Consider the following 12,260-nt stretch of genomic DNA (forward strand, 5'->3'; position numbering starts at 1 on the left):
CCGACTGCCGTCACGGCAGCCGGCGGCGGGCAGGACGGGGGCCGGGATGACCGAGCGGGCCGCGACGTACAGAGAGGTGTTCGCGGTACGCGAGTACCGCTACCTCTTCGCGGCGTACCTGCTCTCCCTCGCCGGTGACCAGCTCACGGCGGTCACCGTCGCGTACCTCGTCTACACCGGCACCGGCTCGGCGGCGCTGGCGGCGGCCGCGTACGCCAGCTCCTACCTGGCCTGGCTCACCGGCGGACCGCTGCTCTCCGGCCTCGCCGACCGGTTCCCGCGGCGGCGGGTCCTGATCGTCTGCGACCTCGCACGCGCGGCGCTGATCCCGCTGGCGGCGCTGCCGGGCCTCGCGGCGCCCGCCCTGGTGGTGCTGCTCTTCGCGGTCAACCTGCTCCGGCCGCCGTTCGTGGCCGCGCGAGCCGCGTTGATGCCCGAGGTGCTCGACGGCGACCGCTACCCGGTGGCCAACGGCGTGGACAACATCTGCGCCCAGATCGTGCAGGTGGTGGGCTTCGCCGTCGGCGGAAGCCTGGTGGCGTTGCTGTCGCTGCGCGGTGCGCTGCTGGTGGACGCCGCCACCTTCCTGCTCTCCGCGCTCCTGATCGTGATCGGTGTCCGCAGCCGCCCCGCGCCGGGCCTGTCGCCGAGCCCGGACCGCCCCGGCCGAGCCGCCGGTCTGCGGGTCATCTCCACCGACGCGCGGCTGCGCGCCTACGTGCTCGTCCTCTGGATCGGCAGCTCCTTCACCTACGCCGCCGAGGGGCTGATGGCGCCGCTGGCCGACCAGTACGGCGGCGGCCCCGGCACCGTCGGACTACTGCTGGCGGCGGCGCCGACCGGCATGGCCCTCGGCGGAGTCGCCCTCACCCGGTTCTGCCCACCGGCGGCACGGGCGCGACTGATCCTGCCGCTGGCCGTGCTCTCCACCGGCGTGCTCACGGTGGTCTGGCTCGTCCCGCCGCTCTGGCTGGTCCTGTCCCTACTGGTGCTGGCCGGCGCGGCGAGCGCCTTCGCGATCCCGCTGAACGCGCTCTTCGGTCGGGCCGTGCCGGCGCAGTACCGGGGACGCGCGTTCGGCGTGGCCATCACCGGCCTGGCCGGATTCCAGGGGATGGCGATGGTGCTGGCAGGCCTGGCCGCCGACCGTTGGCCGGCCACCACCGTCGTCGGGTTCAGCGGGCTCTCCGGCGCGCTGCTGGTTCTCGCCATCACCCCGCTCTGGCCCCGTCGGCGAGCCGACAGACCGGTGACGAGCGAGGCGTCGCTCGAACGACTTCGAACAACCTCGATCGCCGGCAGCCCTGTCGCCGAGGGCAGCGGCGGCCGACGCTGAAGTGACCGGGCGGACACGGGGGCCGCCCCGACGGAGGGAGGGCGAGCCATGCGCAGCGTCGGCAAGCGCGGCGTCAGCTGGACCTGACCCCAACACTCCATCACCTCGGCGATCTCCTCCAGCCCACCCTCATCGCCGGAGGAGGTCGGCGGCACTGACGAGAGGAGGTGCGGCGATGCGTAAGGGCGACTGCGCCAGCTGAGACAGCGGCGGAACACGACGGGTGGCCACCGCGAGGTGGCCACCTCCGCGCACATGTTGGAGGACTTCATGCGGATCCAGGGCGTCTACCCGCTCACCATGGGCCAGCTGTCCATGTGGAGCGCCCTCGCGGTGCGCCCACCCGAGCAGCTCTGGGAGTCCAACCTGGAGGCGACGTGGCCGATCCCGGCCGGCGTCACCGAGGCGCGGGTCCGCGACAGCCTGCGAGTGCTGGCGGCGCGGCACGAGTCGCTGCGCACCGTCTACCGCCCCGCCGACGACCCCGGTGACCTGCGCCAGGTGGTCCTTGCCGACCCGCTCGTGCGCTTCACGCCGGCGTCGCTCCGGGAGCCGTTCGACCTGACCGCCCAGCCGGCCTGGCGGGCCTGGATCCACACCCCCGACGAGGGGCCGGCGCGGGTGCGTCTGCTGATCCACCACATCGCCGCCGACGGGGCCGCGCTCCGGATCCTGGAGTCCGACCTGCACGCCCTGCTGCGCGGTGAGCCGCTCGGCGCCGCCCCCGCACCACGAGAGCTGGCCGAACGACAGCGCGGCACCGCGTTCCGGAAGAGGCTGACCGCGGCCGGTGAGTACCGCCGGCAGACCCTGGCGGCCGCGCCGCGGGCAGCGGCGTCGCGCGGCCCGCTACTGCGGGCGCTCTTGCACACGGGGGTCCCGTACGACGCGGCCCGCCGCGCGGCGCAGCACCTGCAGGTGACCCTGCCCAACCTGCTGCTCGCGGTCTACGCGCAGGCACTGGCCGCCACCACGGGCACGGCTGAGCAGCTGCTGTGGCAGCTCGCCGCGAACCGCCTCGACCCCTCGGTACGGCGGCTGGTGTCGTCCATGACCCAGTGGGTGCCCACCGTGGCCTCCTGCGATCCGGACGGTCCGCTGGGCCCGCCGGCCCGGCAGGTGAACGTCGCGGCGGTACAGGCGATGCGGCACGGCGTGTTCGACCCGTTCGCCGTGACACCCCAGGACTTCGACCACGGCAGCTACTTCACCTTCATCCCGGCGCCGGACGACGCCGACCCCACGCCGACCGAGGTCACGCCCGCACGCCTGGAGTGGCTCGCGCCCCGCGCCCACAGCGGGGCCAGCTTCTACCTGGTCGCCAAGGCGTACCCGACGGTGCAGCTCACCCTGCGGGTGATGCGCGACGGGTACGGGCGAGCCGACGCCGAGCGGTTCCTCACCGCCATGACCGACCTCCTGCACCGCGCCGTCGAGGAGGCGCGATGAGCGGGAGCCTGTGGCGCAACCGCGACTTCATGGTGCTCTGGTCGGGCCGGACCCTCAGCGAGGTCGGCGACGCCGTCTCGCTGCTGGTCATCCCGCTGCTCGCGGTCACCGTCCTGGACGCCTCCGCGGTGGAGGTCGGCATCCTCAGCGCCACCCGGATGGTCGCCTACCTCTTCCTCTCCCTGCCCGCCGGCGTGTGGGTGGACCGGATGCGCAAACGCCGGGTCATGGTGATCTGTCACCTCGTCCGGGCCGGGCTCGTGGCGACCGTCGCCGTCGGCGCCTGGACCGGCTGGGTCACGATGGCGCACCTCTGGATCGTGGCGCTGCTCTCCAGCGTCTGCACCGTGCTGTACGAGACCGCGCACCAGAGCTTCCTGCCGGCGGTCGTTCCCGGCGGTCAACTGCTCGACGCCAACGGCAAGCTCGCCACCACGTACTCGGTCTCGCAGATCGCCGGCTACAGCGCGGGCGGTCTGCTCGCCTCGGTGCTCGGGGTGGCGCGTACGGCGGGCATCGACGCGCTCGCCTACCTGGTCAACGCGGTCTCGCTGCTCTTCGTCCGGCGTGCGGAGGAGCCACCGGCCGCGACGCGGCGGCGGGACTTCCGCCGGGAACTCGCCGCGGGGTTGGCCTTCGTGTTCCGCCATCCGATCATGCCCAGGTTGGTGGCGGCGTCGGCGTCGCTCAACCTCTTCAGCCAGATGATCTTCGCCTTGGGCGTGCTGTACCTGGTGCGGGACCTGCACCTGAGCGAGCAGATGGTCGGGCTGGTGTTGGCGCTGACCACCCTGGGCGGGATCGGCGGCGGCCTGCTCTCCGCGCGGCTGGCGCGCCTGGTGGGCACCGCCCGGATCATCTGGGTCGCGCCGCTGGCGCTCGGCTGGACGGTGCTGCTCGTACCGGCCGCCCGGCCGGGGTGGGGTCCGGTGGCCTACGCCGTCGGCATGGCCGGGCTGGGCGCGCTCTTCGCCATCTACAACGCGGCGGCGGTCAGCTACCGGCAAGGGGCGTGCCCACCCGAGCTGCTGGGGCGGATGACCGCCTCGGTCCGGTGGGTGATCTTCGGGGTGATGCCGGTGGGTGCCCTCACCGGCGGTCTGCTGGGCGACTGGCTGGGGGTACGGCCGACGCTGTGGATCGCGGCCGCCGGAGTGTGGGCGTCCGGCCTGTGGCTCTACTTCTCACCGCTGCGGCTGCGGCGTGACGTGACGGACGAGGCCAACCCGACAGCCGTTCACGGGGTGTCACCGCAGCCGCCGGCCGCACCCGAGCGGGTGTCCATCGAACCGGCCGGGAAGGCCACCGGAGGAGGACGACGTGCATGACCAGCCGTTCGGGCAGCGCATCCTGTCCTGGGCGGGCGGGCCGGCGGAAGCCGACCGGTTCGTCGCCCTCGGCGGGATCCGGCTGCCGGCGGAACCCGACCCCGCCGCGCTGCGGCACGCCCTCGACGCGGCCGTCGCCCGGCACCCCGTGCTGGGGCAGGGGCCGGTTCCGCTGCGGACCGTCGAGGACGTGTGGGCCGCCGCGGCGGCCGGCCGGTACCCGCCCGACGCGCGGTGCCTGCTCTGGGCGTACCTGGCCGGTACCGAACTGCTGCTCGTGGCGCACCACAACGTCACCGACCCGTGGTCGATGCGGCTGCTCGTCCGCGAGGTGCTGAAGCCGGGCTGCGGTCCGGCGCCCTCCTACCTCGACAGCGCCTCCACGCACCCACCCCACCGGGTCGCGCGCTTCGCGCCGTTCTGGAAGCGGATGCTCACCGACGTGCCGGCCCTCGCGCCGGGCGGTGGCGGCGACGTCGGCACGGCGGAGGTCCGGGCGCCGAGCGGCATCACCCAGGCGCGGGCCGGGGCGGTCGCCCGGGCCGTACGCAGCACCCCGTTCGTCGTCCTGTTCACCGCGTTCGCCCGAGCCCTCGATCAGCTGCGCCAGGGTGACGCGGTCGTTCCGGTGCTCACCCACGGCCGGCGCAGATCCGACTGGGACACCGTGGGGCTGTACATGAACGTGCTGCCGGTGCGGCTCGCCACGTCGACGGTGGGCGCGGTGCACAGCGCGTTCGCCGAGGCGTACGCCAACGAGATCCCGTTTCCGCTGCTGCTGGACGCGGTGCCGCAGGCCGAGGCGCTCTTCACCGAGGGCGGGCCGAGCCTGGCCCAGTTCGAGGTCATCCAGGTGCCGGCCGGCGGCGGGATCGAACCGCTCACCATTCCGCCCGGGCTCGGACTGGGCGGCCCGGTGCTGCCCGTCAACGGGCTGACGTTCTGGCTCGAACCGGGCGCGGGCGGCGCCTACACCGTCTGCCTGCGCTACCACCGTTCCTACCGGGAGGCCGAGATGCGCGCGTTGATCGGGCGGTTCGTCGACCGATGGGAGGAGATCGATGCCCACGCGACCCGAGCTTGAGGCGATGCTGACCCGGCTGTGGAGCGAGAAGCTGAACATCACCCCGGTCGGCGTCGAGGACAACTTCTTCGCCCTCGGCGGCGACTCGCTGCTCGCCGCCGACCTGCTGATGGACCTCTACGACCGGCTCGGGGTCGAGGTCGACGCCGCGGTGCTCTTCCTCAAGCCGACCATCGCCGAGCTGGTCGACGAGGTACTCGCCGGATGAGAACCCCGCCGTGCGGTCACACCCGCCCCCCGAACCGGTTCGACCTCGCCGACCCCGACCTCTACGGCGCCGGCGGTCCGCACGAGCTGTGGCGGACGCTGCGTCGGCGGGACCCGGTCCGCTGGCAACCGGTCGAGGGGCGCTCTGGCTTCTGGGCGGTCACCCGCTACCCCGACGCCCGAACCGTCCTGAACGACCACGCCCGGTTCACCTCCACCGGCGGCGTGATGCTCAACATGCTCGGCCGCCCCGAGCCGGCCCAGAACCAGCAGTTCGCGGCGAGCGACCCGCCGCGGCACAGCCTCATCCGCGGGCCACTGCACCACCAGATGACCACCCGGGCGGTGGCCCGGCACGCACCCGCCATCCGGTCCTTCGTGCGCGAGATGCTCCGCCCCGCCGACGGAGTCCTGGACTTCGCCGAGCTCACCGCCACCCTGCCACTGGCCTTCCTCGGGCCGCTGATGGGCATCCCCGCCACGGACTGGCCCGACCTCGCCCGGTGGGTGTCCATGTCGGTGGCCGAACACGACCCGGACGTCATGCTGCCCGACGGCCCCTCGGCGACCCTCGACCGAGGGCACCGGCAACTCTTCGCCTACCTGCTCAACCTGGTGCTCGATCATCGGCGACGCCCGCGCGGCGACCTGGTCGACGTACTGGGCTCGATGCCACTGCGCCCCGGCGCGGTCGTGGCGAACTGCTACAGCCTCCTGCTCGGCGGCAGCGCCGCCATCCCGCACGTGCCCCGCGCGGCCCTGGCCGAACTGATCCGCGTCGGACGGTACGAGCACTGGGCCCGGCAGCCCGAGCGGATCGATCGCGCGGTGGAGGAGGCCCTGCGGTTCACCTCGCCGGCCGGGCACTTCATGCGCCTGGCGACCCGGGACACCACCGTCGGGGACGTGCCGATCGCGGCCGGCGACGCCGTCGTGGTGTGGCTCGGGTCGGCGAACCGTGACGAGGCCGTCTTCGCCGACGCCGACACGCTGACCCTGGGCCGCCACCCGAACCGGCACCTCGCGTTCGGCGACGGGCGGCACTACTGCCTGGGCGCGGCCGTGGCCCGACTGACGCTTCGAATCTTCTTCGAGGAGCTCTTCGCCACCTTCGTCTCCTTCGAACCCGTCGGCGACGTCGAACACGTACGGTCGAACTGGCTGGGCGGTATCAAGCGGATGCCGGTCGAGGGCCGGCGACGATGATCCCCGACGCGCTCGCCGCCCAGCTGAGCGCCCGCCGGGACGCGCCGGCCGTGGTGGATCCGGAGCAGACCCTGACGTACGCGGACCTGGACGGCCGCAGCGGCGCGGTCGCCGCCCACCTCCGCCAGCGGGGGGTGGCCGTCGGCGAGCCGGTGATCGTGCACACCCGGCTGTCGCGCTGGGCCGTCGTGGCCATGCTCGGGGTGCTGCGGGCGGGAGCGCGCTACGTCCCGGTCGACGCGGCCTTCCCGCCGGCCCGCCGGGAGCTGATGGCCACGGCGAGCGGCGCCCGGGTCACCCTCACCGAGGAGCTGCTGGCGTCCCTGCCCCCGACCTGCTCGCCCTGGCGGGACGGGCCCGACGCCTACACGATGTTCACCAGCGGGTCGACCGGCGAGCCGAAGGCGGTCACCGTGTCACGGGCCGCGCTGAGCTACTCGACCCGCGCCCGGCTGGACTACTACGACCGCCCGCCGAGGCGGTTCCTGCTCTGCTCGTCCATCTCGTTCGACAGCTCCGTGGCCGGCATCTACTGGACCCTGTGCAGCGGCGGAACACTGATCATTGCGACCGACCGGCCGTTCGACGTGCGGGCGCTGGTCCGCGCCGGTGACGCGCACCGGCCCACCCACACGCTGATGGTCCCGTCGCTGTACCGGCTGACGCTGCGGTCGCCGATGCGCAGCCTCTCCACCGTGATCGTGGCCGGTGAGACCTGCCCGCCCGGCCTGGTCGACCTGCACTACGAGCGGATGCCGCAGGCGACGCTCTACAACGAGTACGGCCCCACCGAGTGCACCGTCTGGAGCACCGTGCACCAATGCGCGGCAGGGGAGGATCCGGTGCCCATCGGCAGGGCGATCCCCGGCACCACGATCTCCATCGAGGACGGTGAGCTCTGCGTCTCCTCGCCCGGGGTGGTGTCCGGAGCGGCGGTGTACCGCACCGGTGACCGGGTCAGCATGGGCTCGGACGGCCTGCTCCGATACCACGGGCGGATCGACGAGCAGCTCAAGGTCGGCGGTGTACGCATCGAACCGGCCGAGATCGAGCACGCCCTGATGTCCCACCCGGCGGTGCTCCTGGCCGGCGTCGCCGTCCCCTACCAGGGTGTGGCGTACGTGGTCTGCGCCGAACCGGTGGACCAGCGGACGCTGCGCGCGCATCTGCTCGACCGGCTGCCCGCCGTGGCCGTGCCCACCGTGTTCGAGCGGGTGCCACGGCTGCCGAGCCTGCCCAACGGGAAGCTCGACCGGGGTGCCCTGAGCCGGAACGGCCGACCGGGGGAGCGCCACGATGAGCCGTCCGGCCATAGTTCCGCCGATCCGCAGAATTGCGACAGACAGGTTACATCGACGTCATGCGATTCTCGGGAGGTACGTCCCGACGGCTCGACCCACCGCCCGGATTGGCCGCACCCCAGATGACGACCGAGGAACCCATCCCCGCCGCACCTACCGACATCGGCGTCGCGGCGAGCGCCGCATACCGGCGCACCGCCCGGATCGACGAGCTGCGCGCCACCGAGTACCGACACCTCGACCGCGACGGACAGGTCTACCTCGACTACGCGGGCGCCGGGGTGGCCGCCCGCGCGCAGGTCACCGCCCACCACGACCGGCTGCTCACCGGCCTGTACAGCAATCCGCACTCGGAGAACCCCACCTCCGAGGCGGCCGGATCACTCATCGACTCGGCCCGGCGTACCGTGCTCGATTTCTTCCACGCCGACCCGGGCGAGTACGCGGTCATCTTCACCCCGAACGCCAGCGGCGCCTGCCGCCTCGTGGCCGAGTCCTACGCCTTCGGGCCCACCAGCCCGCTCGTACTGACCTGGGACAACCACAACTCCGTCAACGGCATCCGGGAGTACGCCCGCGCCGCCCACGCGCCGGTCCGCTACGTACCGGTGAGCGGACCGCAGCTACGGGTGGCCGAATCCGACGTGGCAGCGGCGCTGACCGCCGGCCGAAGCCGCCCGACCAGCGGTTCGGGGCTGTTCGCGTACCCGGCGCAGAGCAACTTCACCGGCGTGCAGCATCCGCTGGGCTGGGTGGAGCTGGCCCGACAGCACGGGTACGACGTGCTGCTCGACGCCGCCGCGTTCGCCCCGACGAACCGGCTGGACCTGAGCGAGGTCCGCCCGGATTTCGTCTGCCTGAGCTGGTACAAGCTCTTCGGCTACCCCACTGGCGTGGGGGCGCTGCTCGCCCGGCGTGACGTGCTGGCCCGGCTGCGCCGCCCCTGGTTCGCCGGTGGCACCATCCGCGCCGTCAGCATCCAGGGCGACTGGCACCAGCCGATGCGCGACGAGACGGGGTTCGAGGACGGCACCCTCAACTTCCTCAGCATTCCCGACGTGGAGTTCGGGCTGCGCTGGCTCGACGCGATCGGGGTCGACCTGATCCACACCCGGGTCGGACTGCTCACCGGGTGGCTGCTGGAGCAGTTGACCGCGCTGCGACACCGCAACGGCCGGCCGCTGGTGCGCGTCTACGGACCGCCGACCGGGGACGGTCGAGGCGGCACCGTGGCGCTCAACTTCCTGCACCCCGACGGCTCGCTCGTCGACGAGCGGCTCGTCGCGGTCGAGTCGTCGGCGGCCGGCTTCGCCCTGCGTACCGGCTGCTTCTGCAATCCGGGCTCCGCCGAGGCGGCCTTCGGGATCGACCCGGGTCTGCTGCGCCGGGCGGTCCTCACGCACGCCGAGACGATCGACCAGCACCTCGCCACGCTGCGGCTGCCGACCGGCGGGGCGGTACGCATCTCCTTCGGGCTGGCCTCGACCGCCGCCGACGCCCAGCGGTTCCTCTCCTTCGCCGAGTCGACCTACCTGGACCGAAGCGGCCGGGCCGACATCCGGCTGGCGCCACGGATCCGCTGCTGACCACGGTCACCTCTCGTCATAGACGGATCTTGAGCCTCCTCCGTCCCTGCCCGCGTCAGGACCAGGACCGTGCGCGTTCGAATCGCGCGCGCAGGCCGGTTCGCGGTCCGCGCCCGCTTCGGACCGGGCGGTAGAGTCCCGACGGCTGGCCGGACGGGGGAGGACCGGCCAGCCGATCGAGGGGGAGAACGTGCTGCACCTGAGGGTGATCGCGACGCCGGATCAGTCGGCGGCGGTCACCGATCTGCTGGCCGCCGAACGTGGCGTGACGCATCTGGTGGTGCTTCCGGGCGCCGCCCGCCAGCCCGCGGGTGACCTCATCACCTGCGATGTGGTCCGGGAAAGCGCGGACGGCGTGTTGCAGGGCCTGCAACGGCTGGGCGTGGAGGCGCAGGGCGGCATCGCAGCCGACGACGTCGAGCTGACCATCTCTGTGGCCGCCGACCGGGCGGCGCGGGAGGCGCCCGGCAGCGGCGCCGACGCCGTGGTCTGGGACGAGATCGCGGCGAAGACCGGTGAGCAGACCGAACTGAGCGGCACCTACCTGGTCCTGATCATCGTGGCCACCATGATCGCCGGAATCGGGGTGCTGCTCGACCAGCCGATCCTCATCGTCGGCGCGATGGTGGTCGGCCCGGAGTTCGGGCCGCTCGCAGCGATCTGCGTGGGGCTGCTGCGTCGCCGGTTCGACACCGTGTGGCGGTCGCTTCAGGCCCTCGTGGTGGGTTTCCTCGCCGCCATGGTGGCCACGGTGCTGAGCACCTGGGCGCTGACCGCCGTGGGCCTGGTCAACCGGGCGATGCTGCTGGCCGATCGTCCGCTGACCGATTTCATCTGGCGCCCGGACGCGCTCTCCTGGGTGGTGGGCCTGCTCGCCGGAGTCGCCGGCATGCTCTCGCTCACCTCGAAGAAGTCCGGGAGCCTCGTCGGGGTGCTGATCTCGGTCACGACGGTCCCGGCGGCCGCGAACGTCGCGGTCGCCGGCGCGTACGGCGTCTGGGACGAGGCGGGCGGCTCGGCCCTCCAACTGATCATCAACATGTGCGCTATCGTGCTGGCCGGGCTGCTCACCCTCGCCGTGCAGCAGCTCTGGTGGTGGAACCTGGCCCGTCGTTCGCGGCGTCGGGCCGGTGCCTGAGCAGGACCCGCGGCGGCGGATCGTCCCCGTCGTGCCCGGCCGCGCCGACGATCAGCGGTGTGGTGCGGTGCGGGGCTGGGCAAATGGGCGCTGACCCCGACCCAGCCACCAGGTGAGCGGGTTGTTCCAGAGGTGTCCACGATCCGGAAGTCGTTCGCAGGCTCGACACGGCGGGGCAGGCGCTGACCGCCCTGCCCACACACTGGAGGAGACCATCGTGATTACCACTGCCGACGAGGAACTCCTGCGGCGTGCCATCGCCGTCGCGGCGCACGCCGTCACCCTGGGCGACGCCCCCTACGGCTCCCTGCTGGCCGGTCCGGACGGCGCGATCCTCGTCGAAGCCCACAACACGGTCCAGCGCGACAACGACATCAGCGCCCACCCCGAGTTGAAGCTCGCCCGCTGGGCGGCCCGCGAACTCGACCCGGAGACCGCCGCCCACACCACCATGTACACGAGCTGCCAGCCGTGCGGCATGTGCACGGGCGGCATCGTCCGCTCCGGACTCGGCCGGGTCGTCTACGCGTTGGCGACGGATCAGCTCGTCGAACTCAACCCGGCCTCGGGCGCCTGGCCCGCAGTGGCCCAGGACGGCCCGGCCCTCTTCGACGAGGCGCGCGTCCCGATCGACGCCTTCTACCGGCCCTGAGCGGGGGCGGCACCCGTCCTGCCGACCAGCGCACGCGTCGGCCGACCCCGCCGGAGTCGGCGGGGCCGAGCGGCGCGCTCCGTCGGTCAGGTCACCGCTGATCCGGGTTGCCTTGGGCGAGGCGGGAGATATGGTCCCACTTCTCGAGTCCGGCGAGGCGGCCGGCGTACTCGGTGCGCAACACGTCGAGTCCGTTGGTGCCGAAGAGCACGCGCAGGGGCGGATTCGGGGTGTCGGCGAGCGCGAGGATCGCTTGGCCGGTGGCGGCCGGGTCTCCAGCGGTGAACCCCGCGGACTCCGCGTAGAGAGCTTCGCGGGCATGGGTGTACGTGGGGGTCGACGTGGCCTGTGGTGAGTTCGCGGCCAGGCCGGTGGGGAACATGATCGGTTCGATCAGGGTGACGTGGATGTCGTAGGCGGCGACCTCGGCGGCCAGCGCCTGGCTCATCGCCTCGATCGCCCACTTCGTCGCCTGGTAGATGCCCATCGTCGGGTAGGCGATCAGGCCCCCGAGGGAGGAGACCTGCATGATGTGGCCACGGCGACGCCGGCGCATGCCGGGCAGCACGGCGCGGGTGGTCCAGAGCGTGCCGAAGTAGTTGACGTCCATCTGCGCGCGGGCCTGCTCGGGGGTGACCTCCTCCACCGCCCCCATGAGCATGTGCCCGGCGTTGTTGACCAGTACGTCGATACCACCACCGAAGCGCTGCTCGACCTCGTCGACCGCGGCGTCGACGGCGGCGCGGTCGGTGACGTCCAGCTGGATCGCGAGCACCCGGTCGCCGTAGCGATCGGTCAGCGGTTTGAGTGTCGCGGCGTCGCGCGCGGTGGCGGCGAGGTTGTCGCCGCGTTCCAGGATGGCTTCGGCCCAGTGGGCGCCGAACCCGCGGGACGCGCCGGTGAGGAACCAGGTGGACATGGTGCTGCTCCCAAGATCGGTCGGATCGGTCGTGATCCAGCCTGCGAGCTTCCC

At 72.7% G+C, this 12,260-nt stretch carries 11 protein-coding genes; 10 read left to right on the forward strand and 1 reads right to left on the reverse strand.

Features of this window, described 5'->3' with window-relative positions; genetic code table 11:
- Window positions 1-46: 46 nt before the first annotated feature.
- The 10 genes from D7147_RS09465 (at window position 47) to D7147_RS09510 (ending at window position 11,287) form a co-directional block, all read left to right on the forward strand.
- Complete coding sequence (locus D7147_RS09465) at window positions 47-1,336, forward strand: MFS transporter (RefSeq protein ID WP_158609327.1); 1,290 nt, start codon at window positions 47-49, stop codon at window positions 1,334-1,336.
- A gap of 237 nt (window positions 1,337-1,573) precedes the next feature.
- The gene (locus D7147_RS09470; protein ID WP_120675818.1) at window positions 1,574-2,785 is read left to right on the forward strand and encodes a condensation domain-containing protein; all 1,212 of its coding nucleotides are present in this window, start codon (window positions 1,574-1,576) and stop codon (window positions 2,783-2,785) included.
- Window positions 2,782-4,113, forward strand: a complete 1,332-nt coding sequence (locus tag D7147_RS09475; protein WP_120675820.1) for an MFS transporter — start codon at window positions 2,782-2,784, stop codon at window positions 4,111-4,113. The genes D7147_RS09470 and D7147_RS09475 overlap by 4 nt, the downstream gene beginning before the upstream one ends.
- On the forward strand, window positions 4,106-5,197 hold the full coding sequence (locus D7147_RS09480) for a condensation domain-containing protein (protein WP_120675822.1): 1,092 nt from the start codon (window positions 4,106-4,108) through the stop codon (window positions 5,195-5,197). Before D7147_RS09475 ends, D7147_RS09480 begins: the two co-directional genes overlap by 8 nt.
- On the forward strand, window positions 5,175-5,405 hold the full coding sequence (locus D7147_RS09485; RefSeq protein ID WP_120675824.1) for a phosphopantetheine-binding protein: 231 nt from the start codon (window positions 5,175-5,177) through the stop codon (window positions 5,403-5,405). Before D7147_RS09480 ends, D7147_RS09485 begins: the two co-directional genes overlap by 23 nt.
- The gene (locus D7147_RS09490) at window positions 5,402-6,610 is read left to right on the forward strand and encodes a cytochrome P450 (RefSeq protein WP_120675826.1); all 1,209 of its coding nucleotides are present in this window, start codon (window positions 5,402-5,404) and stop codon (window positions 6,608-6,610) included. Before D7147_RS09485 ends, D7147_RS09490 begins: the two co-directional genes overlap by 4 nt.
- Window positions 6,607-8,037, forward strand: a complete 1,431-nt coding sequence (locus tag D7147_RS09495) for an amino acid adenylation domain-containing protein (RefSeq protein WP_120675828.1) — start codon at window positions 6,607-6,609, stop codon at window positions 8,035-8,037. Before D7147_RS09490 ends, D7147_RS09495 begins: the two co-directional genes overlap by 4 nt.
- Window positions 8,034-9,497: an aminotransferase class V-fold PLP-dependent enzyme gene (locus tag D7147_RS09500; RefSeq protein ID WP_120675830.1), complete on the forward strand. Its 1,464-nt coding sequence runs from the start codon at window positions 8,034-8,036 to the stop codon at window positions 9,495-9,497. The genes D7147_RS09495 and D7147_RS09500 overlap by 4 nt, the downstream gene beginning before the upstream one ends.
- Before the next feature lie 190 nt (window positions 9,498-9,687).
- Window positions 9,688-10,635, forward strand: a complete 948-nt coding sequence (locus D7147_RS09505) for a DUF389 domain-containing protein (RefSeq protein ID WP_120675832.1) — start codon at window positions 9,688-9,690, stop codon at window positions 10,633-10,635.
- A gap of 217 nt (window positions 10,636-10,852) precedes the next feature.
- Entirely contained in the window at window positions 10,853-11,287 is a 435-nt protein-coding gene (locus D7147_RS09510; RefSeq protein WP_120675834.1) for a nucleoside deaminase, read from the forward strand.
- Window positions 11,288-11,378: 91 nt separating this feature from the next.
- Here the strand turns inward: D7147_RS09510 and D7147_RS09515 are convergent, their stop codons facing one another.
- Entirely contained in the window at window positions 11,379-12,206 is an 828-nt protein-coding gene (locus D7147_RS09515; protein ID WP_120675836.1) for an SDR family NAD(P)-dependent oxidoreductase, read from the reverse strand.
- Window positions 12,207-12,260: the final 54 nt, after the last annotated feature.

The sequence above is a fragment of the Micromonospora musae genome, from assembly GCF_003626545.1.
GTDB lineage: Bacteria > Actinomycetota > Actinomycetes > Mycobacteriales > Micromonosporaceae > Micromonospora > Micromonospora musae.

Excerpts from the sequence above, each read along its gene's own strand:
- D7147_RS09485 (WP_120675824.1), top strand. The coding sequence starts at position 5,175 with ATGCCCACGCGACCCGAGCTTGAGGCGATGCTGACCCGGCTGTGGAGC.
- D7147_RS09475 (WP_120675820.1), top strand. The coding sequence starts at position 2,782 with ATGAGCGGGAGCCTGTGGCGCAACCGCGACTTCATGGTGCTCTGGTCG.
- D7147_RS09495 (WP_120675828.1), top strand. The coding sequence starts at position 6,607 with ATGATCCCCGACGCGCTCGCCGCCCAGCTGAGCGCCCGCCGGGACGCG.
- D7147_RS09500 (WP_120675830.1), top strand. The coding sequence starts at position 8,034 with ATGACGACCGAGGAACCCATCCCCGCCGCACCTACCGACATCGGCGTC.
- D7147_RS09515 (WP_120675836.1), bottom strand. The coding sequence starts at position 12,206 with ATGTCCACCTGGTTCCTCACCGGCGCGTCCCGCGGGTTCGGCGCCCAC.
- D7147_RS09490 (WP_120675826.1), top strand. The coding sequence starts at position 5,402 with ATGAGAACCCCGCCGTGCGGTCACACCCGCCCCCCGAACCGGTTCGAC.
- D7147_RS09465 (WP_158609327.1), top strand. The coding sequence starts at position 47 with ATGACCGAGCGGGCCGCGACGTACAGAGAGGTGTTCGCGGTACGCGAG.